Below are 26,044 nucleotides of genomic sequence, written 5' to 3' on the forward strand. Positions count from 1 at the left end.
GCCTCGCACTGCCCCGTCGGGAAGACTCAGGCAACCCCCTCTTCGCCTGACTGTCATCCATGTTTTGCCCTGAGGCCCAAGATTTCCGGACGTGCCCGGACAGCGAGCGGGCCCCGAGACGGGCCGACGGCGCACAATGAGTCCGCGTCCGGTAACGCCGTCACCTCCCGCACCGACGAAAGGCCCCCATGTCACAGGAGCAGTGGAACGCCGTCGACCGCTACTTCACCGATCAGCTCGCCCCCGCCGACGAAGCGCTGTCGGCCGCCCTCGCCGCGAGCGACGCCGCCGGCCTGCCCGCCATCGGCGTCGCCCCCAACCAGGGCAAGTTGCTCCAGCTGCTCGCACGTATCCAGGGCGCGCGCACGGTCCTGGAGATCGGCACGCTCGGCGGCTACAGCACCATCTGGCTGGCCCGCGCGCTGCCGGAGGACGGGAGGCTGATCTCGCTGGAGTACGACCCCCGCCACGCCGAGGTGGCCCGAGCCAACCTGGCGCACGCGGGGCTCGACAAGATCGCCGAGGTCAGGACCGGTCCCGCGCTGGAGACGCTGCCCGTTCTCGCGGCCGAGGACGCGGGCCCCTTCGATCTCGTCTTCATCGACGCGGACAAGCGGAACAATCCGCACTATGTGGAGTGGGCGTTGAAGCTCACGCGCCCCGGCAGCGTCATCATCATCGACAACGTCGCGCGGAACGGGGCGGTCACCGACGCGGACAGCACCGACGTCTCCGTACAGGGCACGCGGCGCGCGATCGAGCTGATGGCCGAGCACCCTCGGCTGTCCGCGACCGCGGTGCAGACGGTGGGCTCCAAGGGGTACGACGGCTTCGCGCTCGCCCACGTACTCGCCTGACCCCGCAGGGGAGTTGGGGCGCTGGACCGCCGGGACACCGGGGCGCCGGGGTGCTGGGGCACTGGGGCACTGGACGGCCGGGCCGCCGGTCTTCGAGCACGACCGGAGGCGGCGCGCCGTCCCCCGCCGGCGGTCAGGCGGCATGGTCCCTGGGCGGCCCCGGGACACGCGGCCGTTCGCTGTCGGAGCCGCACAGCTCGCCGGTCAGCTCGCGCACCAGCCGCACCAGATCCCTCGGCCGGTCGGGCCCCCACCAGTCCCCCAGCAACTCCGCCAGGGATTCCTCCCGCGCCTTTGCCAGCGCCTCGGCCGTTTCCGCGCCCCGGTCACTGAGCCTCAGCCCCAGCCCCTCGCGATGCGCCAGCCCGCGCACCTCCAGCTGCCGGGACGCGTCGGTGATGGTCCTGAGCGGTACGGGCGTGACGTCCGCGAGCAGGGCGGGTTCGACCGAGCCAAGGCGTCTGATGCGCAGCAGCAGCCAACTGGCCGCCGGGAGCAGGTCGTACCCCGCCTTCGCGTTGATCGTCTCGTAGACCCGCCGACGGCCCTCGCGCGTGCCGAGGAGCGACAGGGCGCGGGCGCACTCGTCGTGCGACGAGCGCTCGACCGGGTTGGACGCCAGGGTCTCGGTGATCTCCGGGGCGGTCACCGAGCCGCGCAGCTTGTCCTCCTTGAGGAACCACGAGACGAGGAAGGCGAGGAGCACGACCGGCGCGGCGTACAGGAAGACATCGGTGATGGAGGTCGAGAACGCGTTCAGGACGGGGGGCCGCAGCGCGGACGGCAGCAGGGCGATGGCATGGGGGTCGGCCGAGATGTCGGCGGGCGCCACGCCCGGCGGCAGCGCCTGGCCGGCCAGCACGGCGCTGATCTTGCGATGCAGCAGATTGCTGAAGATCGTGCCGAAGACGGCGACGCCGAAGGAGGCGCCGATGGAGCGGAAGAAGGTGGCGCCCGAGGTGGCGACGCCCAGATCCTGGTAGCTGACGGAGTTCTGGACGGCCAGCACGAGGATCTGCATGACCAGTCCGAGCCCGGCGCCGAAGACGAACAGATAGCCGCTCATCACCCAGCTACCGGTGAATTCGGTGAGTTGGTGGAGCAGCAGCAGTCCGAGGGCGGTGATGCCGGTGCCGACGACGGGGAAGACCTTCCAGCGGCCGGTGCGGCTGACGACCTGCCCGGAGAGGGTGGAGGTGATCAGCAGCCCGAGCACCATGGGCAGCAGATGCACTCCGGACAGGGTGGGGCTCACGCCCTGCACCACCTGGAGGAATGTCGGCAGATAGGTCATCGCGCCGAACATCGCGAAGCCGACGATGAAGCTGATGAGCGCGACCAGCGTGAAGGTCCTGAGCCGGAAGAGCCGCAGCGGCAGCACGGGTTCGGCCGCGCGCCGCTCGACGCGTACGAAGACGGCGAGGAGCAGCAGTCCGAGGGCCGCGAGTCCAATGATCTCGGGCGAGTTCCAGGACCAGGTCGTGCCGCCGAGCGAGGCGACGAGCACCAGACAGATGGCGACGGACGCGATCAGGAAGGTGCCGAGATAGTCGATGGTGTGCTTGGTCCGGTGTACCGGGATGTGCAGGACGGCGGCGATGACGAGCAGCGCGACAACGCCGATGGGCAGATTGATGTAGAAGACCCAGCGCCAGCTGAGGGACTCCGTGAAGAAGCCGCCGAGCAGCGGGCCGAGGACGCTGCTCGCGCCGAAGACGGCCCCGAACAGGCCCTGGTATCTGCCGCGTTCGCGCGGCGGGACGATATCGCCGACGATCGCCATCGACAGCACGATCAGCCCGCCGCCGCCCAGTCCCTGGAGCGCGCGGAAGCCGATGAGCTGAGGCATGTTCTGGGCGATGCCGCAGAGCGCGGACCCGATGAGGAAGATGACGATCGCGATCTGGAAGAGCTTCTTGCGTCCGAACTGGTCGCCGAGTTTTCCCCAGAGGGGCGTGGCGGCGGTCGAGGCCAGCAGATAGGCGGTGACGACCCAGGACAGATGCTCCAGGCCCCCGAGGTCACTGACGATGGTCGGCAGCGCGGTGGAGACGATGGTCTGGTCGAGCGAGGCCAGCAGCAGTCCGAGCAGCAGGGCGCCGATGGCCACGCGGACCCCGCGCCGGTTCTGGTCCTCGCCGGGGACCCGGCTCGGGGCAGGGGCGGTCACGTCCTGGGCCATGGGGATATCTCCTTCTGGGACATGGGGCATCTCCTCTGGTTCGCCGGATCTCCATCCTGTCCGCTTCGCACCGTTCTGTCCCGTTGTGATGCGCGAGACCTCCGCCCCTCACGCGCGCCCCCCTCCCCTCGCACCTCCCTCACACCCCCTCGCGATCCCTTCGCACTCCCCTCACGCACCCCTCGCGCATCGAGGCCCCGCCGGGACGCACGGGCGTCGCACTCCGTTCGGATACGGGCTGCATAATCAGCGGCAGTTCAAGGGGAGGGGACCCACGTTGACCGGACAGCTCTGTCCCGAATGCGGTACGCCGCGCACCGCGGAAGACAGACCCGGCTGCGGCTGCGCGGAACTCGGTGTGCGATCCGAGAAGGCCCCGGCGGAGGGGGCGGCGAGGAACGCGACAGAGCGGGCCGCCGAGATCGCGGCGGCCGAGGACTTCGATCCGCTGCGGATACGGCCGTATGTGACGCTCGACGCGGGGGCCGAGGCGCCGCGGTCGTTCCGTACGGCGGGTCCGCTGCCGCCGCTCGCGAAGCCCGCGCCGCTCGCACCGACGGGCGGCGACGCCGGATCGCCGACCGCCGCCGAAGACGGCGAGCACCGTCCGGCGACGCCGCCCGTCCGGCGCAAGCCGTACCGAGCGGTGGCGATCGGCGCGGCGGCGGTGGCGGTGATCGGCACGGTGGCGTTCGCCGGGAAGGTCCTCTCGCAGGACGCCGGAGAGGTTCGGGCACGGCCCGACGAGGCGCACACCTGGCTGCCGTCGATGAGCCCGCGGGACACCTCCACGCCTGCGATCACGCCCACCCCGACCCCATCGGCGACGCCGTCGGCCGCCGTGCCCCCACCGCCGCCCGACCCGACCCCGCCCCCGAGTGCGTCACCGTCGGCCGAGCCGACGTCACCGTCGCCCTCCGCCCCGAAGACCATGAACGAGCCGGCACAGGAGAGCGACAGCGCACCGGCGGACGACTCACTGGGACCGGGCGACTCCGGGCCGGAGGTCATGGAGCTCCAACGGCGGCTCGCGGAGATCCGGCTCTTCCGGGGCAGCCCCGACGGCCGGTACGACGATCGCGTTGCGGGTGCCGTCGCGATGTATCAGTCGTACAAACGGATTGACGAAGATCCCTTGGGTGTCTACGGACCGCGCACCCGCCGGGCCCTTGAGGCCGACACGCGGGGTGCGGGTCGCCGCCACTGACCCGCTTTGTATAATGACGAAACAAAGTGGTTCCGCCCGTTCACCCTGACCGACGGGCGGAGCCACTTGGCTCGCTCGCCCCACTTGTTCCGCTCACCTCGCTCGTTCCACTCACCTCGCTCGTTCCGCTCGCCTCGCTTACCCCGTCTGCCCTCGCTTCCGCGCTCTGGAGTCCGCCGATGACGGCCACCGCTTCCACCACGACGTCCGTCCTGACCGCCCGCGCCCTCCTGCTCGACATGGACGGCACTCTCGTCAACTCCGACGCCTCCGTGGAGCGCTGCTGGCGCCACTGGGCGGGCGAACACGGCCTCGACCCCGAGGAAGTCCTCAAGGTGGTCCACGGCCGCCAGGGGTACGCCACGATGGCCGTCCTGCTCCCGGACCGCCCCATGGAGCAGAACTACGCCGACAACCGCGTCATGCTCGCCCAGGAGACCGCCGACACGGAGGGCGTCGTCCCGATCCCCGGCGCCCCGGCCTTCATGTCCGCCATCGCCGAACTCCCACACGCCCTGGTCACCTCGGCGAACGTCGCGCTCTCGGACGCCCGGATGACGGCGGCGGCCCTCCCCATGCCCAGGACCCGCGTCACGGCCGAGGACGTCACCGCCAGCAAGCCCCACCCGGAGGGCTTCCTCCTGGGCGCGGCGACCCTGGGCTTCGCGCCGGATGACTGTGTGGTCTTCGAGGACTCCGAGGCCGGCATCGAGGCGGCACGGGCGGCGGGCATGCGCGTGGTGGGCGTGGGCCCGCGCGCGAGCGCGATGTCCCCGGACGCGCATGTCGACGACCTCACCCAACTGCGGGTGGAAGCACTGCCGACGGGCGAGATCGCGCTGCGCTTCGGCTGATCCCCCCCAAAGGGCCCGCCGGCCGTCCTGCCATCACGTCATCCGGCCGTCTGTTCAATCGGCCGTCCGGTCATCCGGCCGTCTGGCCATCCAGCAGTCGGGCCGTCCGGTCGTCTGGTCGTCTGGTCATCCAGCGGTCCGGCCGTCCGGCCGTCCGGTGCTGTCGGACCGGCCGCGGGGCGCGGCGCGCGGCACTCGCTCCTCCCGGTGCAGCCGCCCCCGCGCCACCAGTTCGAGCACCACGCTCACCGCCACCGCCTGTACCGCCATCAGCGCCACCAGGACGAACAGCTGGACCGCCCCCGCCAGTACCGGTGACGCGCCGCCCAGCAGCATGCCCACGAACGCGCCCGGCAGCGTCACGAGCCCCACCGTCCGCGTCTGATCGAGCCCCGGCAGCAGCGCGTCCGACGCGGCCGGCCGCGCCACCTCCATCCGCGCGTCACGGTCCAGCAGCCCGAGGGCGAGCCCCGCCTCGACCTCCCCGCGTCGCGCGTGCAGTTCGTCGAGCGCCCGTCGACCGCCCAGCACCGTCGCGGTGAGCGCGCCGCCGATGAGGATGCCGGTGATGGGGATGACCGCGATGCCCTTGGTCGGCACGACCCCCGTGAGCAGCAGCGCGGCCATGACGGGCGCCACCCCCGCGCCGATCGGTACGGCCGCCCACCACCAGGTGCTGTTGCCGGTGACCCGTCGGCCGGCGGTCCGTACGGCGACGGCGTACATGAGGGCGACAAAGGCGAGCAGCGGCGGTACGGCGCCGACCACCCACCCGATCACCAGCGAGACCACGCCGAGTTGGATCGCGGCCCTGACCCCCGCGACGGCGATCTCGCGGGCCCGGCCCAGATGAGCGAGCGCGGCCACCGCCACGGCCACGATCAGCAGCACGCCGAGTACGACCCCGAACGTGATATCGACCCGCAGCAGCACAGACCCACCCTATGCCGCTCGTACGCGACACACGCCCCGCGTGCCGGTCCGCGCTCCGGCGCAGCGCCCGCGTCGAACTCATCAACCTCGTCCGGATAGAACACATTTGCCTGTCCCTCAGAAAGGTCCGCTTCTCCCCGCCCCCTTGATGTGACGTGCCCATGTCGTCACTCTGTTACCTGAAGCCCACCTTCCGGAAACCCACCGCGACCACGATGGCGGCCGGGCCGACGGCCCCGCACGGTCCCGTCCAGACGACCCAGGTACCGCACGGCCCAGCCCCCCACGGCTCCATTCGCACCACTCCGCACGGTCCCGTCAGGTTCCCCCCACTCCAAGGGAGTTCACATGTCCGGTGTCTACGCGCGTCGAATGTCCCGTGCCGGCGTCCTCGCCGCCACGGCCGCCCTCGCGACCGCCACCACCCTGCTGACCGCGCCCACGGCGCAGGCCGCCATGCCCACCCCCGTCAGCGCCGCCACGGCACGCAGCTACCTCAGCCAGCTGACCGTTCAGGCGGAAGGTTCCTCCAGCGGTTACAGCCGCGACCTGTTCCCGCACTGGATCACCCAGTCCGGCTCCTGTGACACCCGTGAGGTCGTCCTCAAGCGCGACGGTTCGAACGTCCAGCAGAACTCCAGCTGCGCCGCCACCAGCGGTACCTGGTACTCCGAGTACGACGGCGCCACCTGGAGCGCCGCGTCCGACGTGGACATCGACCACATGGTGCCGCTCTCCGAGGCCTGGAAGTCGGGCGCGAACAGCTGGACCACGGCGCAGCGGCAGGCGTTCGCCAACGACCTGACCCGCCCGCAGCTCATCGCCGTCACGGACAATGTGAACCAGTCCAAGGGCGACAAGGACCCGGCGAACTGGATGCCGCCGCGCACCGCGTACAAGTGCACCTACGTCCGCGCCTGGGTGCAGGTGAAGTACTACTACAAGCTGAAGGTCGACTCCGCCGAGAAGAGCGCGCTCCAGAGCGCCCTGAACGGCTGCTGAGCAACCACTTCCCCCCTCCCGGGGTCCCTCCCGTCGACTCCGTACGGTCGTTCCGTACCGTACGGGGGCGACGGAGGAGGCTTTTCATGACCCGGCTGCGCCTGGGACCACTGCTGAGGTACGTCGACGGGGACGGCGGCGGCACCGCGACCGTCTGGGTCGAGGCCGACCGCCCGTCCACGGCGGAGGTCCGCTGCGGTGACGGCGCGTACGGCACGTCGCGTACGTTCCATATCGCGGGCCACCACTACGCGTTGATCCTGGTGACCGGTCTGACCCCCGGCACCGACACCCCGTACGAAGTGCTGCTCGACGACCGCCGCGTCTGGCCGCCCGAGGACTCCCGGTTCCCGCCGAGCACGATCCGTACACCGGCCGTGCCCGCCACCGAACTGCGGGTGTCCTTCGGCTCCTGCCGCTGGGCGTCACCGCCGCACGACGAGCCCGACCCGATCGGCCCCGACGCGCTCGACGCCCTGGCCACACGGATCGCGGGCGATCCCGCCGCCGCGCGCCCGGACGTTCTGCTGCTCCTGGGCGACCAGGTGTACGCGGACGAGACGTCGAAGGCGACCCGGCGGAGACTGGCCCGGCGCCGCGATCTGAGCGAGCCGCCGGGCGCGGAGGTCGCGGACTACGAGGAGTACACCCACCTCTACGACGAGTCCTGGAGCGACCCCGCCGTACGGTGGCTGCTCTCCACCGTCCCCAGTTGCATGATCTTCGACGATCACGATCTGATCGACGATTGGAACACCAGCGCCGCCTGGCTGGCCGACATGCGGGACAAGCCCTGGTGGCAGGAGCGGGTGCTCGGCGGCCTGATGTCGTACTGGGTCTACCAGCATCTGGGCAATCTCACCCCTGTCGAGCTGGCGGCCGACAAGCTGTACGCGGCGGTGCGCGCCGAACCCGACGGCACGGAGCTGCTGCGGCGCTTCGCCTCCGAGGCCGACCGCGATCCGGCGTGCGCGCGCTGGAGTTACCGGCGCGACTTCGGGCGTACGCGACTCCTGATGGTCGACTCCCGCGCCGCACGGGTGCTGGCGGAGCGGGACCGGGCGATGCTGGACGAGGCCGAGGCACGCTGGGTACGCGAGCAGGTGCTGGACGGCCGGGGCACGGAGAGCCGGGGCGCGGACGGCGCGGGCAGCGCACAGAGCGACACCGCATACGGCGTCGGTGGGCCCGCCGACGGCACGGACGCGCGCGGACCGTACGCGCGCGGACCGTACGACCATCTTCTGATCGGCACCTCACTGCCCTGGCTGCTGCCGCCCTTCATCCATGACGTGGAGTCCTGGGACTCCGCCCTCTGCGGCGGCGAACGCGGCCCCCGCTGGGCCCGGTTCGGCGAACGGCTGCGCAGGGCGGCCGATCTGGAGCACTGGGCCGCATTCCCTCGCTCCTTCGAGGAGCTGACGGCGCTGATCGCGGAGGCGGGCAGCGGACCCGACGCCCCCGCGACGGTGTGCGTACTGTCCGGTGATGTGCATCACGCGTATGTGGCCGAGCCCTCCTGGACGGCGGGCGGCGGCCCAGACGCGCGGGTCGCGCAGCTGACCTGCTCGCCCGTGCACAACTCCATCCCCGGCTATATGAAGCTGGGCTTCCGCTTCGGCTGGAGCGGGCCTGCCCGGCGGCTCGGGCATGCGCTGGTCCGGCATGGACGGGTCGTCCGGTCGTCCGTCAACTGGCGCAAAACGGGCGGCCCCTGGTTCGGTAACCAGCTGATGACCCTTACGCTGCACGGCCGTTCCGCCGATCTTCGGCTGGAACAGGCCCACGCCCGCAGGCGCGCCCCGGAGTCCGGACGGACGCCCGGCTCGGAGTTGGTGACCGTTCAGGAACGGTCTCTGACACCCTGAGCGCGCCCCTGACGGCCCTTCCGGCTTCGGCCCTCGCGACTGACAACGTTGCCGTGATCCTTGCCACACGGCGTGATCCTTCACCCAAGGGTTCGAACTCGCCATGTACGGGCGGCATGATGAGCGGACTATTCGCTTCCAGCACCACCCGCCCCGGGAGTCACAGCTTTGTGCGATGTACGGCAGCCCCTGCCCCGCTCTCTCGCAGTCGTCGGCGCCGGCCCCCGTGGCACCTCGGTCCTCGAAAGACTCTGCGCGTCCGTGCCCGAACTCGCCCCGGACGTTCCCCTCACCGTGCATCTCATCGACCCCGCGCCCCCGGGCGCGGGGCTGGTCTGGCGCACGGACCAGCCCGCCGAGTTGCTGATGAACACCGTCGCCTCACAGGTGACCGTCTTCACCGACGACAGCGTCGAGTGCGAGGGGCCGATACGCCCGGGGCCGAGCCTGTACGAGTGGGCAGCGACCCGGCCGGACGAGCGGCTCGGACCCGACGACTATCCGAGCCGTGCCGCCTATGGCCGATATCTGGAATGGGCCTTCCACAGAACGGTAGAGAACGCACCGGAGAGCGTGACGGTCGTCGTTCACCGGGCCCGTGCGATCCGGCTCGATGACGACACCGACCGGACCGCTACGGACGCGTCAGCCCCACGCACCTCTGCCGGTTCACCCCAAACTCCCGGTAGCTCCCCCGCGCATCGCCCCACCCAGACGCTCTTCCTCGACGATGGCACGACGATTTCCGGCCTCAGCGCCGTCGTGCTCGCGCAGGGCCATCTACCGGTGGTTTCCGGCCAGACCCAGGCGGCCCTCGCGGAGTACGCGGCCCGCCACCGGCTCCGCTATCTGCGGCCCGCCAACCCCGCGGATGTCGATCTCTCGGCGGTCGCCCCCGGCGAACCGGTCCTGCTGCGCGGACTCGGGCTCAACTTCTTCGACCACATGGCGCTGCTGACGGCGGGCAGGGGCGGTCTGTTCACCCGGGACACGGACGGCGTTCTCGTATACCACCCCTCGGGGCGCGAACCGCAGCTGTACGCGGGGTCGCGGCGCGGCGTCCCGTACCAGGCACGCGGGGACAACGCGAAGGGGCCCTCCGGCCGGCACCGCCCGCTGCTGCTGACCCCGGATGTGATCGCGGTGTTCCGCAAACGCGCGGACGAGGGCGACCCGCCGGATTTCCTCAAGGAGATCTGGCCGCTGGTCGCCAAGGAGGTGGAGGCGGTCTTCTACGAGGCGACTCTCCGCGCGACGGCCCGTGAGGACGGCCCCGGCTGGACGGAGGGCTCGTGGGAACGCGTTCTCGAACGGTTCCTCGCCGCGCCCCACGGCAGCCCACAGGAGGCCGCCGTCCTCGACGAGGCCGGAATCGCGCCCGCCGACCGCTGGTCCTGGGACCGGATCTCGCGCCCCTACGACGGGGTGTCCTTCCGCGATCCGGCCGATCACCGCGCCTGGCTCCTCGCCCATCTGCGCGAGGACGCGGCCCAGGCGGCGCTCGGAAATGTCACGGGCCCGGTCAAGGCGGCCCTGGACGTGCTGCGTGATCTCCGCAATGAAGTACGGCAGATCGTCGACCACGCCGGCCTCCCCGGCACCTCGCGGCGCGATCATCTCGACCGCTGGTACACACCTTTGAACGCTTTTCTCTCCATCGGGCCACCGCGCCGCCGAATCGAGGAGATGGCGGCCCTGATCGAGGCGGGAGTGCTCGATGTGATCGGCCCACGGACGACCGTACGGACGGCGGACGGCAGGTTCAGTGCCGAGTCCCCCGACGTTCCTGGGTCGCTGATCCACGCCACGACGCTCGTGGAAGCCCGGCTTCCGGAGCCGGATCTCCGGCGCAGCTGCGATCCGCTGCTCTCGCGGCTGCTGAAGACCGGTCAGTGCCGGCCGCACCGGGTCGGTGGTTACGAAACCGGTGGGCTGGATGTAACGCGCCGTCCATATCGCCTGATAGACCGTCGAGGGGAAGCCCATCCACGGAGGTTCGCGCTCGGGGTGCCCACGGAAGGAGTCCACTGGGTGACGGCGGCGGGAGCGCGCCCCGGCGTCGACTCGGTGATGCTCTCGGACTCCGACGCGGTGGCACGTGCCACCCTGCGGACACCGGACATATCGCGCCCCGAATACACGACGCGAATTGACCCTCAGCTGAATGTTGAACTTGCAAGCATTGATTAGGCGTACTTAACCTGAGGCAGGAACTTCTCATCGGTCCAGACCAATGATCGAAGGAGTACAACCCCCCATGTACACACGCCTCAATCGTGCCCAGCCCTACGCACTCGGCCTGTTTCGTGTGGTCGTCGGGCTCCTCTTCGCCTGCCACGGCGCCGCTTCGCTCTTCGGGTACTTCGCCAAGGACACCGTCTCCACCGGCGTCTGGCCGGGCTGGTACGCCGCCGTCATCCAGCTCGTGGCCGGGGCCCTCGTACTGCTCGGCCTCGGCACCCGGGTGGCCGCGCTGGTCGCCTCCGGCTCCATGGCCTACGCGTACTTCAACGTGCACCAGGGCGATGGCCTCTTCCCCATAGAGAACAACGGCGAACCCGCGGCCATGTTCTGCTGGGCGTTCCTGCTGATCGTCTTCACCGGGCCGGGGGCGTTCGCCCTGGACCAGCTGTTCGGGGCGCGCGGCTCGCGTGGCTCCGGGGGCGTGTCCGGGGAAGAGAGGCGGGATCGGCGCACGGCCGTGGCCGCCTGACCTCTGCCGGAAACCCCGGTGCCCGGACCCTCCGCGGTCCGGGCACCGATATGCCGGACCCCGGCCGATCTTCCGCTTCCGCACACGCGTACGCTGGCTGGCCGCAGCCGCCACCGCCGCTCCCCCGCGACATCGAGGCGCTGTCAATGGGACCGGGCGGGAAGTGACGTAGGTGCTGGAGAGTCTGGAGTCCTTGACGGGCAGCCCATGGATCTATGCCGTGGTGGCCCTCTCCGTACTGTTCGACGTATTCCTGCCGGTGCTGCCGAGCGGCGTTCTGGTGATCACGGCCGCCACCGCGGCAGCGACCGGTACGACCACGGCCGCGGGCGCGACCGACAAGGTGGTGCGGGTGCCCGAGGAAGTGCCCTCGCTGCTCCTCCTGATGCTCTGCGCGTTCAGCGCCTCCGTACTCGGCGATCTGGTCGCCTTCCGGCTCGCCCGGCGCGGCGGTGACCGTCTCGGCCGGGCCATCGCCCGCTCCCGCCGCCTGACCACCGCGCAGGAACGTCTCGGCGGGGCGCTGCGCCGGGGCGGCGGAATCCTGGTCGTCATCGCCCGGTTCGCGCCTGCCGGACGCTCGGTGGTCTCCCTGGGCGCGGGCGCGGGCCATCGCAAGGCGAGAGAGTTCCTGCCCTGGTCGGCGCTGGCGGCCGTCGCGTGGACGGGCTACAGCGCGGGCCTCGGCTACTTCGGCGGCCAGTGGCTCGGTACGACCTGGACCAGCGCGGGCGTCTCCGTACTGGCGCTTTTCGCGGCGGGCGCGCTCGCCGCATATGTCCTACGCCGCCCGGTCCCGGCACCGGCGGCCGACTAGGTCCCAGGCGTCCTGACTCCAGTCCGGACCTGGGACTGACCCGGGACTGGCCTAGGTCCTGTCCGGTCGATCTTCGCGGATAAGCCCGCGGCGTCTGGTGCCGTGCATCGCAAGGCGAAGGATCGCCCATGTACTGGACGTACTTGGGCGACTCCGACAACGCGGCGAGGTGCGGTGCCAGGCGTCGCGGGCCCGCGAAGATCGACCGGACAGGACCTAGGACGTCTGGGGCGCGATACGGGCCGCTGCGCCTCGTACCTCGATGCCCCCGAGAAGCTTCGCGGTCGACTCCGCGATCTCGGCGACGGCCTGTTCGAAGACCTCCCGATTGTGCGCGGCGGGCGCACGGAAGCCGGAGACCTTGCGTACGTACTGGAGGGCGGCGGCCCGGATGTCCTCCTCGGTGGCCTCCTCGGGGAGTACGGGTGGGCGGAGAGTCTTGATGCTGCGGCACATGTTTCCAGTGTGACCGATGCCGTGCGCGCCCGTCAGGCCCCCCGCCGGCCCCCGAACCAGCGGGGCCGACCTGCGACATTCGCCCCACCGCGGCACCGGATTCGCGCCGACGCGGCACCGGATTCGCCCTGACGCGGCACTAGAACGGAATCGTGCCGCTCCCCGAAACCCGCAGCCGTCCATTCCCGATGGCCGTATACGTGGCCACGACGGCGCCTTCCTGGCCGTCGGGAAACCGGATGCGTACGTCCCCACCGGCCAGCGCCGCACGCAGGGCCTCCCCCGCGTCCACGGTCTGTACGCTGCCGCCCCACTGGCGCACCTCACCCGACAGGCTCGCGCACAGAGTGGCCTCGACCGCGATCTCGGATTCACCGGCGACAAGAGTCGCGGGCCCCTGGTAGGTGCTCATGGCCCCAGTGTGTGCCCATCGACACCGGTCCCTCACCACGTCGGCGCGCGGCAGCGCCCGGGAGTCCGTCAGCCGGGGTAGTTGCTGAGCTCGACGAGATTGCCGTCGGGATCGCGCACATACACGCTGACGAACGCCCCCAGCGCACCCGTGCGCTCCACCGGACCCACCTCGACCGGCACCCCCCGCGCCGCCAGCTCGGCGATCACCCGTTCGAGTGGATCCGCGACCACGAAACACAGATCCGCGCTGCCCGGGGTCGGCCGCTCGGCCTTGGGCTCGAACTCATGGCCCGCTCGATGCAGATTGATCTTGCTCTGCCCGAAGGCCAGCCCGCGCCGCCCGCCACCGAATGTCACCGGCTCCATACCGAGAACCTGGGTGTAGAAGTCGACGGTCGCCTCGATATCGGCGACGGTGAGGACGAGATGGTCGAGACGCTCGACGCGCAGGCCTGCCATCCGCCCACCCTAGTGCTGTGGCCCCGCTCAGCTGACCACGGGACTACGGCGCTCGATCAGCTGGACGTCCCGCCAGACACCATGAAGACGGCCGACGCGCTCGCGGGTGCCGATGATCCGGAACCCCGCTCGCTGGTGCAGCACCAGACTCCCCGCGTTCTCGGGAAAGATGCCGGCCTGGATGGTCCAGATCCCGGCCGCCTCGGTCGAGGCGATCAGCGCGTCGAGCAGCGAGCGCGCGACCCCCTGGCCGCGGGCCTCGGGACGGACATAGATGGAATGCTCGACCACCCCGGCGTAGGCGGACCGCCCGGACACCGCGGCAACGGCGACCCAGCCCAGCACCCGTTCGCCATCCGGCGCCAGCGCGACAAAGCGGTGCTCCGCCAGCTTCCCCGCGTCGAACGCGTCCCAGGAAGGGGCGGCCGTCTCGAAGGTCGCGTTGCCCTCGTCGATGCCCGCCTGGTAGATCGCCAGCACCTGCGCGGCATGCGCGGCGATCAGCGGCCGGACAAGTACCCCGGCTCTCGTGGTCACGCGAGGGACCGCCTCGGCGACTGGCACATGGCGACCGGGCCCTTCGTCCGTGTTCGTCCGGACCGACCGTGGCCGGTGAGGTGTCACTGGTGGGCGCGGACGGTTTCGAACCGCCGACATCTGCTTTGTAAGAGCAGCGCTCTACCCCTGAGCTACGCACCCGTGGATGAGGCAACAGCGTACATGGCCCACCGGGCACGGCCGCAAACCGTATGCCGGGCTCGGTAGCGGAGCGCCCGGTGTACGGGGGGTATCCCCACCACGGAGACGGAGGGCCGCCGGATCGGTTTCGGTGGTTTCCGTTCGTACGGTGGTGGGACACCACGACACAGCACTGCCAGTGACCCGCCGAGAGAAACATCGGCCCGAACGCTCCGGCAGCACAACAGAACTTCTCTGGGGGACGATCACCATGGCCGCACCCGCACCCGCACCCGCACCCGCACACCGCCACCGCTCTCGTACGCTTCTCGCCGTCGGCGGAGCCGTGCTCATCGCACTCGCCGTCAGCGGGTGTGGCAGCGCGGACGCCTCCGACGCCCCCGTCGAGACCAAGTCGTTTCCCTTCAAAGGGGAGACGCTGACGGTCGACACCGTGAACGCGGCGGTCGAACTCGTCCCCGCCGATGTGAAGGACGTCGAGGTGACCCGGCAGGTCGATGGCTGGGTCTTCATGGGAAGCGGGCCCGACGCCAGCTGGAAGATGACGGACAACACGCTCAGCCTCAAGGTGAAGTGCCGGGCGGTGGCGAGCAACTGCGAGTCGCTGCACAAGGTGAAGGTGCCACGCGGGGTGGCGGTGACCCTCAAGGGCGACAACGGGCGGGTCACCGCCAGCGGGTTCACCACCGCGCTGAAGCTGACGTCGGACAACGGCGCCCTGACGGTACGGGCCTCCAGCGGGCCGATTGATCTGGAGACCGACAATGGAAAGATCACGACGGAGGAGGTCTCCGCCAAAACCGTCGCCGCGAAGTCGAGCAATGGAGCCATCCGCCTCGGGCTCACCGCCGTGCCCGACCGCGTGGACACCGCCACGGACAACGGCCGGATCGCCATCGATCTGCCCAGCTCGGACACCTCCTACGCGGTGACCACATCGACCGACAACGGCTCGGTCGATGTCGGCGTACGGACCGACAAGAGCAGTGCCCATGTCCTGAAGGCCCGCACCAGCAACGGGAAGATCACCATCCAAAGCGCGAACTAACCGACCCGTGTGTTCGTCTCTACCTGGTGGGACAATGAACCAGGCAGGGTGAACTCGGCACGGGAGAGGGATGTGACGGCGACACACACGCAGCCGCACGCAAGAGCGAAAGCGAAAGCGAGTGCCGTCCGTGATGTCCTCACGCTGATGCTGCTGCCGGTGCCCCTGGTGGTGGCGGCGCTGCCGCTCACCTTCGCCGGCGGGGGTACGCGGCGGTGGTTCGGCGGCCGGGGCGAGAGTCAGCGCGCGGACGCGCAGGCGGCGAAGGATGCCGCGGCGGCCGCCTTCTACGAGCTGGACACGGCCCAGCGCGATCTGCGGATCTCGATAGAGACGATCACGGCGGTGGACAGCTCGCCGGGAGCCCGCAGGGCCGTGGAGGGGTTCGCGGCGCTGGGGCAGCGGATCGACGAGGTGAGCCACAGCTATATCGAGGCCGTCGACGCGCACGATCTCGACCGCGACGATCTGGAACCGTCCGCCGCGTCCAAGGCTCGCAACGAGCTGACGAAGGCCAAGGACGAGCTGATCCGGGTCAAGGGCGATCTCGACCGGTTCGAGCAGGGGCTCGGGCCGCTGCTCGACAAGGCCGAGACACAGTTGGCGCGGCTCGCCCCCGCCGTGGAGCGGGCGCGCCAGACGCTGCTCGCCGCGAGCAACGCCCTCGACGCGGTGCGCGCCTTGGGGCTGCGGGCGGACGATCTCGCCGCCCGGCTCGCCGCGCTGGCGCCCGATCTGACGAAGCTCAACCAGGGCGCGGGACAGCACGGCGTGGCGGAGACACTCCAGCGCGCCGACCGAGTCCTGCGGGATGCCGAGACCGTACGGGCCGAGGCGGCGCGGCTGCCGGAGCGGGCCCAGGAGATCGACCGCCGACTGGTGTCTCTCCGTACTCGTGCGCAGGCCCTGACGACGCGGGCGGGGACCGTGGAGCCGGTGCTCAGCGAGCTGCGCCGCCGCTTCACCGCGGCGTGCTGGCAGGACCTTCAGCAGGTCCCCGATCACGCGGCGACCAGCGTCCACCAGGCCGAGGAGAAGCTCAAGGAAGCCGGCAAGGCTCGCGAGGAGCAGCGGTGGGCCGACGCGACCTCGCTGCTCAGCACCGCGCGGGCGCTGCTGAACGGTACGGACGAGGCGGTCTCCGCCGCCGGTGACCGGCTGCGGCGGCTGAACGCCGTGTCCAAGGACCCACAGCAGGAGATCGATCGCACGCGGTTCGCGATCCGGGATGCCCAGCGGCTGGCCATGACCGGACGGAATACCCCCGAGCCCCGTCACGCGCGTCCGCTGGACCAGTCCGTGGCCAGGCTGGACCGCGCGGTGGCCGCGCTGGAGGGCCGCCATCCCGATTACTGGCACTTCCTGACCGAGACCGAGGCGGTTCGGCACACCGTGGCCCAGGTGGTCTCGGAGATCCGCGAGGAGCGGGGCGCCGGGCACGGCGGCTGAGTTGTCCACCGGTCGCGGTGGGCGGATGCTGGAGTGAAGCACCGCCACCGCCAAAGGAGGCCGCCCATGGCCACGCGAGTGCTCCATCCGCCGGCCCGGCGGCATGTCATGCTCGACGAACAGCTCCCCGTCGATCACCGGCTCAACCAGGTCTATCGGGTCGGGGCCGGGCTGATGGGGCTCATCCTGATCGTCTTCGGCATCCTCGGGCTGATCGACAAGATCGGATTCTTCGACACCGGCGGCGCCACGGTCGCGGGCCTGAACACCAATGGCACGCTGAGCGTGCTGTCCATCTGTGTCGGGCTGATCCTCATGATCGGCATGGTGATCGGCGGAAATACCGCGTCGACCCTGAATATGGTCCTCGGTGTCCTCTTCATCATCAGCGGATTCGTCAATCTCGCTCTGCTGGAGACCAGTTACAACTTCCTCGCCTTCCATCTCCAGAATGTGCTCTTCAGCTTTGTGGTCGGTCTGCTGCTCATGTTCTTCGGGATGTACGGGAGAGTGAGCGGGGGGCTGCCGCACGACAATCCGTACTGGCGGGCCCGCCATCCGGAACAGGCGGAGCGTGAACAGCGCCTCAGGGCCAGGGGCCGTCCGGGCCAGGTGGGCGTGGGCTAGAACACCGCCTAATCTGAACACATGCCTCGTTACGAGTACCGCTGCCGCCCCTGTGGTGACACCTTCGAGCTCAGTCGGCCGATGTCGGAATCGGCGGCCCCCGCCGCGTGCCCCGAGGGGCACGACGACACCGTGAAACTGCTGTCCACCGTGGCGGTCGGCGGAACCGCGAAGGCCGGCGCCCCTGCCCCGGCGGCCGGTGGCGGCGGAGGCTGCTGCGGTGGTGGCTGCTGCGGCTGATCCGCCGAGCCCCCGCCGCCGGCCGAGCCCCGGCTCAGGTGCCGAGATAGCGGAGTACGGCCAGGACCCGGCGGCTGTACCCGCTGCTCCCGCTGAGGTCCAGCTTCTCGAAGATCGCGTTGATGTGTTTCTCGACCGCGCTCTGCGAAATGTGCAGCCGTTGGGCGATGGCCGCGTTCGTGTGGCCCTGAGCCATCTCGGCCAGCACCTGGTGTTCCCGCTCGGTGAGTCCGGACAGCGGATGACTGTGGTTGGACCGGGCCAGCAGCTGCCGTACGACCTCCGGATCGAAGGCCGCCCGGCCCGCCGCGACCCGCTCCAGGGCGTCAAGGAACTCATCCACTTGAACAACACTGTCTTTGAGTAGATAGCCGACTCCTTCCGACTCTCCGGTCATCAGTTCTGTGGCATAGCGCTTCTCGACATATTGGGATAGGACGAGCACTCCCACCGTCGGCCAGCGCTCGCGGATCTCCAGCGCCGCCCGTAGCCCCTCGTCGCTGTGCGTGGGCGGCATCCGGACGTCGGCGACGACCACGTCCGGCTGGTCCTTCGCGACCGCCGCGAGCAACGCGTCACCGTCGGCGACCGAGGCGATCACTTCATGACCCTCCTCCGCGAGAAGCCGTGCCAGCCCCTCCCTGAGCAGCGTCGAGTCCTCGGCAAGAATTACTCGCATGGAATCTCCGCGGTGATGGTGGTGGGGCCGCCGAGCGGGCTCTTGATCTGGAGCAGTCCGTCGAGAGCGGCCACCCGGCGGGCGAGGCCGAACAGTCCGCTGCCCTCGGGATCGGCGCCGCCCCGCCCGTAGTCCCTGACCCGTATGCGCAGTGTGCGCGCTTCTTCGACCACTTCGACTTCGATATGAGGGGCTTCGGAGTGCTTGACCGCGTTGGTGACGCTCTCCGAGACAACGAAGTAGGCGACATTCGACGCGGCTTTGCCGGGCTCATGCTTGAGGGCGCATTTCAACCGGACGGGCAGGGGCGACCGTTCCGCGACGGTCTCCAGCGCCGCCCGCAGTCCCGCCTCGTCGAGCACGGTCGGATAGACACGCCAGGCCACTTCACGCAGTTCGGTCAGCGCCTCGCGGCTCTGCTCATGTGCCTGGCGCAGCAGATCGTCGGCGCGCTCGGGGTCGCCGCTGCGCCGGGCGCGGCCCAGCAGCATGCCCAGTGCCACCAGCCGCTGCTGCACTCCGTCATGCAGATCCCGCTCGATACGCCGCCGTTCGTCGTGGACGGCGTCCACAACCCCCGCACGGCTGGTGGCCAATTGCTCTATCCGCCGCTCCAACTCCTCCTGGTGGCTGGGGCCGAGGAAGTGCCGGGCCAGCTTCCCTTCGAGCGCGGCGACACCGAAGATCCCTTGTATCGCCAGAAAGAGCAGAAAGAGTCCGCCGAGCATGCCCAGCGCGACGGTGCCCGGGTAGCGTATGTCGACTATCACCCAGCCGTAGAAGAAGAACGTCGCGTACCCCGCACCGATCATCACCGACAGCAGTACGACCGCGCCGAGCGATCCGAGCGCCCAGCGCATCGCGAGATAGCGCAGCGCGCCGAGCGGTTCGTAGGTGCCGGCGACCCGCTCGCCCAGCAGCGTGCGGAGCCGGTGGCGCTCCATCTCCACCAGTTTCCCCGCGCACACCGCGAGCGGGCGCATGACGGCCTGCCGGCCGCGCGGCCAGGCGAGCACGAGCAGCAACGCGACGCCCGCGAGCAGCGTGAAGAGCAGCTCGATGGCGGCCGTACCGCTACCGATCAGAAGTCCTGTCGCGAGTCTCAGCCCGCGTCGCACCACCGCTTTCATGATCAGTCACGCTAGCGGGGCCGAGCGACGGCGCGCATTGCGGAAAACCGCAATGTTCTGTGCGGTCCGCTTCAATGTGTGTCCGGCCGCGGTTGCCTAGCGTTGAATGCATGATCGAAAGCAGCGCGGACTCATGGGTCAACAGTCTGATGGACAATCTCGGAGCGCCCGGCGCGGGTATCGCGATCGCGTTGGAGAATCTGTTCCCGCCCCTGCCCAGCGAGGTGATTCTGCCGCTGGCCGGTTTCGCGGCCAGCACGGGCCGGATGAGTCTCGTCGCGGCCCTGCTGTGGACCACGGCGGGGTCGGTGGTCGGCGCACTCGCCCTGTACTGGGCGGGGGCGTTGCTGGGCCGGGACCGGACGGTCGCCATCGCGGCCCGGCTGCCACTCGTGAAGGTGAGCGACATAGAGCGGACGGAGGCATGGTTCGCCCGGCACGGGACGAAGGCGGTGTTCTTCGGCCGGATGATCCCTGTCTTCCGGAGTCTGATATCCGTGCCGGCCGGGATCGAGCGGATGCCACTTCCGCTCTTTCTGATATTGACCACGCTCGGCAGTGCTCTGTGGAACTGCGTCTTCGTCCTGGCCGGATTCGCGCTGGGGGAGAACTGGGAGGAGGTGACGGGTTATGTCTCCACCTATTCGAAGGTGGTGCTGGTGGCGACGGTGGTCGCGATTCTGGGCTTCGTGGGGGCGCGGCTGGTCAGGCCGGGTCCGGGGCAGCGGCGAGGGTGAGGCGACGGAGGATCTCCTCTCCCGCCGCGACACCCGTCTGCGGGAGTACGTCGACATGGGGGGCGCTCCAGCCGCTGTCCGCGAGTTCGCCGTGGCCGGGACGCCAGGCGCGGTCCGCGGCCAGCAGCAGATCGGCGTCGAGCAGCGAGTCCCCCGCGGCGAGGGTGAGTTCGGCGCCGGTCCTGCGGGCCACCTCACGCATCGCGGCGCTCTTGGTGAGTGGTCGCGGTACGGCATAGATCTTGCGGCCCTGGAGGGAGACGGTCCAGCCCCGGCCGTCGGCCCATTTGGCGAGTTCCTTGACCCAGCCCTCGGGCAGCAGGGCGCGATCGACCACGAGATAGGCGAAGAGGTCTTCGGCGATCCGCTCCTTGAGGAGCCACGCGGGGTCCGCGGCGGCGAGCAGATAGGCGCGGACCTCGGCGAGGGGAGCGCACTCATCGGCCAGCCGGTCGGCCACCTGGGCCCGCCAGACCGGGTCGGAGACCCCGTCCACCAGGAGATGGCCACCGTTGGCGCAGATCGCGAACCGAGGTGCGGGGCCCGGCAGATGGATGCGGCCGTACTGCTCGCGGGTGCGGGTTGTCGTCGGTACGAAGACGGTGGCGCGGGCGAGATCGCCGAGCAGTCCGGCGGCCGTCTCGGTCAGATACGACAGCGGCCGGCTCTCGTACACCTCGACGCAGAGCAGCCGGGGGGCCTCGGCGTCCGGCATCGGGAGCTGGAGCGCGGCGGCCGAATAGATCAGGGTGCGGTCCAGATCGCTGGCGACCAGGACCGGGGCCTTCGCGGAGGTGTCCGGGGTGTGGGAGAGGTTCACGACGCGACGACCGCCTTGCCGTCCGCACCGGTGGCGCCGCGGGTGAATCGCGGGTGGATCAGTCCGACGCAGGTGTATGGAAGGTCGTCGACCTCCTCGACGGGCACGCCCCGTTGCTCGGCCAGCAGTCGGACGTGATCGAGGTCGGCGCCCGCGTCGCGCTGGGCGAGGATCTTCCAGGGGACGCGGCGCAGCAGGACGCGGGTGGTCTCGCCGACACCGGGCTTGACCAGGTTCACATCGTGGATGCCGTACTCCTCACTGATCCGCTCGACGGCGGCCCAGCCCTCCCAGGTGGGCGCGCGGTCCGCCGAGAGCAGTTTCTTGACCTCGGCGTCCACGGCGTGGACGACTTCGTCGAAGCGGGCGGCGACAGTGTCCAGGAAGTGGCCGGAGACATCGGCGTCGGCGAGGTCGCGATAGTGCTTCGCGCCGTGGAAGTCGTTGGGGCCGACCAGATCGGATCGCAGGACGGTACGGGAAATCAGGCCGGAGACAGTCGAGTTGAGACAGGCGGAGGGTATGAGGAAGTCCTCTCGGGTGCCATAGGTCCGCACACAGCCACCCGGATCGGCGAGGACCGCGATCTCGGGGTTGAAACCACCGAACGCGTCGAGGGCCTGGGCGAGTTCGCGAGTGATCGCGCCCTTGCCGGTCCAGCCGTCGACGAAGACGACATCGGCGGGGTCATGGTGGGCGGCGAGCCAGCGCAGGGCGTTGGCGTCGATACCCCGGCCGCGCACGATCGAGACCGCGTAGTGCGGCAGGTCGAGGCCGTGCCGATGCTGGGCCCAGCGGCGCATCAGTACGCCGACCGGGGTGCCGGCGCGGGCCAGCGAGACGAGGACGGGGCGGAGGGACCGCTCGGCGAGCACCGTTTCGGTGACGGTGCCGACAGCCCGCGCGATCCGGGCCGCCGAGGTCTCCAGGGCGGCTTTGAAGAGCTCCTGATACTGGGCGCTCGGCTGGTACTCGACAGGAAGGGATTCGGCGTAGTGCGCACCGCCGCTCTGTATCGCCTCCTCGCGCTCCTCTGTCGGGGCCTCCAGCTCCACGTCGGACAGGTCCTGGAGGAGCCAGCCCACATCGTCGGGCGCGTAGGAGGAGAAGGAGGGGCCACGGAGAGGCTCGGGCAGCATGGAGGATTCCTGCCGTTCGGGGTCGTGCGAGGAGCGCGGGGGGTGCGGAGGGTGCGGGAGGTGCGCGGAAGAAGGGAGATACGAGGGGATCACGGCGAGGACCACCCGGGGTATGTGTGCGGCGAGCTGGGCCAGCAGACCGCCGGGCGCGTGCAGCTCGGGAGAGTCGGCCAGGGAGTCGACGACCAGCACGACGGCGTCGAAACCGGCGTCCGCGACGTTGTAGGCATACCGGTCTCCGATGCCGTCCCCGTCGGGGAAGGCACCGGTGTCATGGGCCGGGAAGACGAGGCGGCTACGGATCGCGTATCCGGGGTCGTTCACGGCCAGCACCGGTGACCGCGTGGTGGTGGAGTACCTCACCTCGGCGTCACAGGAGCGTTCCAGCGCTTCGGCGAGCCGCAGAGGGGCGTACATCAGCTCCTCGAAGCCGAGGACGAGGACGCGCCGGGCGTCGCCCAGCCTGACGGCCGCCTCGGCCGCCATGGCGGGCAGCGCGGCCTCCAGGGCGGCCCGGTGGGCGGGGGTGAAGCCATGGCGGCCCCCGTCGGGGACTCCGGCGGGCCACTCCAGGGCCATGCGGGTCACGCCGGTCGCGTGGGCGCCCGGCGCCCCGGGGGCCCGGGCGGGGTCCATGGGGCGTGGCGCGGAGGCCTCGGCCTCGTGCTCCGCCACCAGCGCCCGGCCCTTCTCCAGGACGCCGTCCGGGAGCCGGACGGTGCCGGAGGCCAGGGTGACCAGGTCGACGCGGGCCCCTATCTCCCGGGCGAACTCCGCCAGCCGGCCCTGGTCGGCCGCCGAGCGCATATCGACCAGGGCGACGATGACGTACCAGTCACGGGGGTAGCGCTCATGGAGGGTGCGGACGGTGTTGAGGATGGTGTTACCGGTGGAGAACTCATCGTCGACGAGGACCAGCGGGCCGCCGGAGGCGAGCAGTTCCTGGTCTTCGGGGAGCAGCAGATGGGAGGTGGCGTGCGAGTGCGACTCCTCGAAGCCACCCGCTCTGGCGACACCCGGGACCGGGCGCCGGGTGGAGTGGAGATACGGAGCGTGGCGCACCCCGTCGGCGACCGAGTGGCCGAGTCCCGTCGCGGTCTCCGCGTAGCCGAGCACCACGGCGCGGTCCACGTCCGCGCCGAGCAGTTCACGTACGCGCTCGCCCAGCTGTACACCCGTTCCGTATACGACCCGAGGGTGCTGCGGGATGTGTTTGCCCAGCACATTCGAGACAAGGAGGTGGGCCCGCTTGGGGTTGCGGCGCAGCGCCAGGCCCAGCAGATCCCGCAGGTCCTCGTCGCCGGCGAGTTCGACGCCGAGCCGCTCGGCGACCCATGTGCCCGACCACACCATAGTGACGATCTCTTCCTTCGACGACGGTCCGGCCTGCCCGGTCCGAGTGGTCTGTTCCCGGGTGCTCACGTGGCGAGACCGGCCGTGAGCAGCTCCACGAAGCCGACGTCCTCCCGGGCGACGCCGAAGACCTCGGCCCGCAGAAGGGTGCGCTCGGCCCAGGCGCGGTGCGGCTTCACCTCATTCATCTTGTTCGTATACGCGGAGCGCAGCACCCCGCCCCCGTCGCGCTCCGGCCGCAGGATGTCCTGGGCGTCACTGAACTCCTCATGGCTGACCACGGACAGTGCGTGGACCGGCGGGACATGGGAGGGGTGGATACAGGTCTTGCCAAGCAGCCCATTGGCCCGGTCCAGCTCGATCTCGCGCAGCAGCCCGTCGAGGTCGTGCTCGATCAGGGCGGTACGCAGTTCCTCGGCCCGGCCCTCAAGGAACGGGCTGCGCCGCAGCTGGGGCTTGAACATGCGCTCCTGGAGCCGGAAGTACTCCCAGACCGGGCCGGTGATCGTGAAGCCCGAGCCATCGGCACGTCCGAGTACGTTCACCACGTCCGCGATGACCCCGGCCACGATGCGTACGTCGTACGCCGTCATATCGGGCGACCGGCGCAGGCCGTACGCGGCGCAGAAGTCGGTCACGCCCAGTCGCAGCGCGAGTACGCGGTCGCGGTACTTGTCGACGGCGGTCGCGATCCCGGTGAGCGTCCTGGTCCTGGTCTCCAGATGCAGCAGTTCGGGCGATTCGAGCACGGGCATCGCGTACAGCGTCCGGCCGCAGTCGCTCTCGGCTTCCGCGAGCGCTTCCAGGAAGGCCGTCCCGCGCTCCTCGGTGAACTTGGGGAGTACGAATCCGGACAGCAGCCGGATCGACTCGCCCAGGCGCCTGGCCAGGTCGGGTATCTGCCCCGGCTCACGGACGCGGATGAAGAGCAGCGGCGTCGCGATCCGGCGCTCGGCGAGTTCGGCGAACTGCCGGACCAGATTGACCTCGGCGTCCACGACCTCGGCGTCATGGATGGAATCCTCCAGGCAGAGCACCATGGAGACGACTCCGCGCCCGGCCTGCTTCAGCACGTCGTCGGCGAGCCGCGGCCGGGTGGCCGGACTGTAGAGCGTGGCCCCGAGAGCGGCCGAGAGCAGCCGGGCGGGCGAGTCGGCGGTGAACTCGCAGGGCTCCTGATGGAACAGAGCCTGTCGAGCAGCGGTCGGGATATGCCCGAAATGACGCATGTGAATCCCCCGTACTGCCAAGATGGCCCGTCGGTCAGGTGGCCGGTAATAGTACGTATGGGTGGGTGTCAAGAGTTCCCTCGATACATGAAATCCTGGTTACTCGTCCGCTTCTCGTCCATGGCCCGGACGGAGCGGATCTGGGCCCGCATTGTCCCCGCGGGCGGCGGGAAGGCAGGATGGCAGCTATGACGCACGCGATGCTCAAGGGCTCGAACGTCCCCCTCGATGCCATGGCCGTACGAGCCGTGCTGCGCTGGTCCCCGGGCACCGGGGTCCCGGATGTGGACGCCTCCGCCCTGCTCCTCGGACACGACGGCCGGGTCCGCTCCGACGAGGACTTCGTCTTCTACAACCAGCCGCGCCATCCCTCGGGGCTGGTGCGGCGGCTGCCCAAGAAACAAGTCGGGGACGAACTGACCGACACCGTCGAGGCCAATCTCACGGCGCTCGATGCCTCGGTCGATCAGGTGGTGCTCGCGGCCTCCTCCGACGGTGCGAGCTTCCAGCATGTGACAGATCTGCGGATCCTGCTCTACGACGCGGCAGCGGCGGATGGCGAGCCGCTGGCCGCCTTCGATGTCCGGCCGGAGACCGGCGAGGAGACCGCGATCATCTGCGGCGAGCTCTACCGGCGCGGCGGCGGCTGGAAATTCCGCGCGGTGGGCCAGGGATATCCGACCGGTCTGGACGGTCTGGCCACCGCGTTCGGCATTCTGGTGGACGAGACGGAAGGGGCCGTCGACGACCGGACGCCCGATGGCTCGGAAGGCGCCACCGTGGCCGCGGAGACGCCGCTGCCGCCTCCCCCGCCCCTGCCTCCCGCCCAGCCGGCCGCGCAGCCCGCGTACGGATACCCGCAGCCGCCCCTGCCGTCGGCCCAGCCGCAGTACGGCTATCCCCAGCCGGTGTCGTCCCCGCGGCCCGCGTACGGCTATCCCCAGCCGGCCGCGGCCGCCGCGCCCGCCCCCGATCCGAACTTCCGGCTGCCCCCCATGGGACCGCAGTTCATCCGCCCGTAGAAGCCGGTACGGACCCCGGGGCGGGAACAGACCCCGGTACAGACCCCGGGGCGGGCACAGACCCCGGTACGGACCCCGAGGCTGGAACGGCCCCCGGGACGGGAACGGAT

The 26,044-nt window shown here is 70.2% G+C and carries 25 protein-coding genes and 1 tRNA gene; 14 read left to right on the top strand and 12 right to left on the bottom strand.

Annotated features, from left to right (window positions below; genetic code table 11):
* Positions 1-188 precede the first annotated feature (188 nt).
* The gene (locus ABTZ59_RS00475; protein ID WP_351387172.1) at positions 189-857 is read left to right on the top strand and encodes an O-methyltransferase; all 669 of its coding nucleotides are present in this window, start codon (positions 189-191) and stop codon (positions 855-857) included.
* Positions 858-990: 133 nt separating this feature from the next.
* Here ABTZ59_RS00475 and ABTZ59_RS00480 read toward each other — a convergent pair whose 3' ends face one another.
* Positions 991-3,039 (bottom strand): MDR family MFS transporter, encoded by a 2,049-nt coding sequence (locus ABTZ59_RS00480; protein WP_351387180.1) that lies wholly within the window; start codon positions 3,037-3,039, stop codon positions 991-993.
* 358 nt (positions 3,040-3,397) lie between these two features.
* Between ABTZ59_RS00480 and ABTZ59_RS00485 the strand changes: the two genes are divergently transcribed.
* Together ABTZ59_RS00485 and ABTZ59_RS00490 are read left to right on the top strand one after the other, a co-directional pair.
* Positions 3,398-4,246, top strand: a complete 849-nt coding sequence (locus ABTZ59_RS00485) for a peptidoglycan-binding domain-containing protein (RefSeq protein WP_351387184.1) — start codon at positions 3,398-3,400, stop codon at positions 4,244-4,246.
* 179 nt (positions 4,247-4,425) lie between these two features.
* The gene (locus ABTZ59_RS00490) at positions 4,426-5,100 is read left to right on the top strand and encodes an HAD family hydrolase (RefSeq protein WP_351387187.1); all 675 of its coding nucleotides are present in this window, start codon (positions 4,426-4,428) and stop codon (positions 5,098-5,100) included.
* Positions 5,101-5,226: 126 nt separating this feature from the next.
* Here the strand turns inward: ABTZ59_RS00490 and ABTZ59_RS00495 are convergent, their stop codons facing one another.
* Positions 5,227-6,033, bottom strand: coding sequence for an ABC transporter permease (locus ABTZ59_RS00495; protein ID WP_351387193.1), 807 nt, complete (start codon positions 6,031-6,033; stop codon positions 5,227-5,229).
* Positions 6,034-6,381: 348 nt separating this feature from the next.
* Between ABTZ59_RS00495 and ABTZ59_RS00500 the strand changes: the two genes are divergently transcribed.
* The 5 genes from ABTZ59_RS00500 (at position 6,382) to ABTZ59_RS00520 (ending at position 12,433) form a co-directional block, all read left to right on the top strand.
* On the top strand, positions 6,382-7,035 hold the full coding sequence (locus tag ABTZ59_RS00500; RefSeq protein ID WP_351387197.1) for an HNH endonuclease family protein: 654 nt from the start codon (positions 6,382-6,384) through the stop codon (positions 7,033-7,035).
* An 86-nt stretch (positions 7,036-7,121) separates the two neighbouring features.
* The gene (locus tag ABTZ59_RS00505) at positions 7,122-8,903 is read left to right on the top strand and encodes an alkaline phosphatase D family protein (protein WP_351387202.1); all 1,782 of its coding nucleotides are present in this window, start codon (positions 7,122-7,124) and stop codon (positions 8,901-8,903) included.
* Positions 8,904-9,071: 168 nt separating this feature from the next.
* Entirely contained in the window at positions 9,072-11,093 is a 2,022-nt protein-coding gene (locus tag ABTZ59_RS00510) for an FAD/NAD(P)-binding protein (protein WP_351387205.1), read from the top strand.
* Positions 11,094-11,160: 67 nt separating this feature from the next.
* Positions 11,161-11,616 (top strand): DoxX family protein, encoded by a 456-nt coding sequence (locus ABTZ59_RS00515; protein ID WP_351387208.1) that lies wholly within the window; start codon positions 11,161-11,163, stop codon positions 11,614-11,616.
* A gap of 172 nt (positions 11,617-11,788) precedes the next feature.
* The gene (locus ABTZ59_RS00520) at positions 11,789-12,433 is read left to right on the top strand and encodes a DedA family protein (RefSeq protein ID WP_351387212.1); all 645 of its coding nucleotides are present in this window, start codon (positions 11,789-11,791) and stop codon (positions 12,431-12,433) included.
* Between the two features lie 216 nt (positions 12,434-12,649).
* On the opposite strand, the gene ABTZ59_RS00525 is transcribed toward ABTZ59_RS00520, so the two are convergent.
* The 5 genes from ABTZ59_RS00525 to ABTZ59_RS00545 all read right to left on the bottom strand — a co-directional run bounded on the left by ABTZ59_RS00525 (position 12,650) and on the right by ABTZ59_RS00545 (position 14,461).
* Positions 12,650-12,889 carry a DUF2277 domain-containing protein gene (locus ABTZ59_RS00525; protein WP_351387216.1) on the bottom strand — a complete coding sequence of 80 codons (240 nt, stop codon included), beginning with the start codon at positions 12,887-12,889 and terminating at the stop codon, positions 12,650-12,652.
* Positions 12,890-13,028: 139 nt separating this feature from the next.
* Positions 13,029-13,301, bottom strand: a complete 273-nt coding sequence (locus tag ABTZ59_RS00530) for a DUF4873 domain-containing protein (RefSeq protein ID WP_351387219.1) — start codon at positions 13,299-13,301, stop codon at positions 13,029-13,031.
* A 68-nt stretch (positions 13,302-13,369) separates the two neighbouring features.
* On the bottom strand, positions 13,370-13,762 hold the full coding sequence (locus ABTZ59_RS00535; protein WP_351387224.1) for a VOC family protein: 393 nt from the start codon (positions 13,760-13,762) through the stop codon (positions 13,370-13,372).
* A 27-nt stretch (positions 13,763-13,789) separates the two neighbouring features.
* A complete protein-coding gene (locus ABTZ59_RS00540) occupies positions 13,790-14,299 on the bottom strand; it encodes a GNAT family N-acetyltransferase (protein WP_351387230.1) in 510 nt (169 codons plus the stop codon).
* An 87-nt stretch (positions 14,300-14,386) separates the two neighbouring features.
* Positions 14,387-14,461, bottom strand: a tRNA-Val gene (locus tag ABTZ59_RS00545).
* A gap of 250 nt (positions 14,462-14,711) precedes the next feature.
* On the opposite strand from ABTZ59_RS00545, the gene ABTZ59_RS00550 reads away from it, so the two are divergent.
* The 4 genes from ABTZ59_RS00550 to ABTZ59_RS00565 all read left to right on the top strand — a co-directional run bounded on the left by ABTZ59_RS00550 (position 14,712) and on the right by ABTZ59_RS00565 (position 17,825).
* On the top strand, positions 14,712-15,509 hold the full coding sequence (locus tag ABTZ59_RS00550; RefSeq protein WP_351387235.1) for a DUF4097 family beta strand repeat-containing protein: 798 nt from the start codon (positions 14,712-14,714) through the stop codon (positions 15,507-15,509).
* 72 nt (positions 15,510-15,581) lie between these two features.
* On the top strand, positions 15,582-16,958 hold the full coding sequence (locus ABTZ59_RS00555; protein WP_351387238.1) for a hypothetical protein: 1,377 nt from the start codon (positions 15,582-15,584) through the stop codon (positions 16,956-16,958).
* A 66-nt stretch (positions 16,959-17,024) separates the two neighbouring features.
* Positions 17,025-17,585: a DUF4383 domain-containing protein gene (locus ABTZ59_RS00560; RefSeq protein WP_351387242.1), complete on the top strand. Its 561-nt coding sequence runs from the start codon at positions 17,025-17,027 to the stop codon at positions 17,583-17,585.
* Positions 17,586-17,606: 21 nt separating this feature from the next.
* Positions 17,607-17,825, top strand: a complete 219-nt coding sequence (locus ABTZ59_RS00565; protein ID WP_351387246.1) for an FmdB family zinc ribbon protein — start codon at positions 17,607-17,609, stop codon at positions 17,823-17,825.
* 34 nt (positions 17,826-17,859) lie between these two features.
* Here the strand turns inward: ABTZ59_RS00565 and ABTZ59_RS00570 are convergent, their stop codons facing one another.
* Complete coding sequence (locus ABTZ59_RS00570) at positions 17,860-18,504, bottom strand: response regulator (protein WP_351387251.1); 645 nt, start codon at positions 18,502-18,504, stop codon at positions 17,860-17,862.
* Positions 18,495-19,634: a sensor histidine kinase gene (locus tag ABTZ59_RS00575; RefSeq protein ID WP_351387257.1), complete on the bottom strand. Its 1,140-nt coding sequence runs from the start codon at positions 19,632-19,634 to the stop codon at positions 18,495-18,497. The genes ABTZ59_RS00570 and ABTZ59_RS00575 overlap by 10 nt, the downstream gene beginning before the upstream one ends.
* Positions 19,635-19,744: 110 nt before the next feature.
* Here ABTZ59_RS00575 and ABTZ59_RS00580 point away from each other — a divergent pair, with 110 nt between their 5' ends.
* The gene (locus ABTZ59_RS00580; RefSeq protein ID WP_351387260.1) at positions 19,745-20,371 is read left to right on the top strand and encodes a DedA family protein; all 627 of its coding nucleotides are present in this window, start codon (positions 19,745-19,747) and stop codon (positions 20,369-20,371) included.
* On the opposite strand, the gene ABTZ59_RS00585 is transcribed toward ABTZ59_RS00580, so the two are convergent.
* From ABTZ59_RS00585 to ABTZ59_RS00595, 3 genes are all read right to left on the bottom strand, one after another.
* Entirely contained in the window at positions 20,340-21,191 is an 852-nt protein-coding gene (locus ABTZ59_RS00585; RefSeq protein WP_351387265.1) for an HAD family hydrolase, read from the bottom strand. The genes ABTZ59_RS00580 and ABTZ59_RS00585 overlap by 32 nt on opposite strands.
* The gene (locus ABTZ59_RS00590; protein WP_351388721.1) at positions 21,188-23,683 is read right to left on the bottom strand and encodes a phosphoribosyltransferase; all 2,496 of its coding nucleotides are present in this window, start codon (positions 23,681-23,683) and stop codon (positions 21,188-21,190) included. Before ABTZ59_RS00590 ends, ABTZ59_RS00585 begins: the two co-directional genes overlap by 4 nt.
* A 65-nt stretch (positions 23,684-23,748) precedes the next feature.
* Positions 23,749-24,912, bottom strand: coding sequence for an HpcH/HpaI aldolase/citrate lyase family protein (locus ABTZ59_RS00595; protein WP_351387269.1), 1,164 nt, complete (start codon positions 24,910-24,912; stop codon positions 23,749-23,751).
* 188 nt (positions 24,913-25,100) lie between these two features.
* Here ABTZ59_RS00595 and ABTZ59_RS00600 point away from each other — a divergent pair, with 188 nt between their 5' ends.
* Positions 25,101-25,934, top strand: coding sequence for a TerD family protein (locus tag ABTZ59_RS00600; protein WP_351388724.1), 834 nt, complete (start codon positions 25,101-25,103; stop codon positions 25,932-25,934).
* Positions 25,935-26,044: the final 110 nt, after the last annotated feature.

Origin of the sequence: Streptomyces sp. NPDC094034, assembly GCF_040303865.1 — a bacterium.
Lineage (GTDB): Bacteria > Actinomycetota > Actinomycetes > Streptomycetales > Streptomycetaceae > Streptomyces.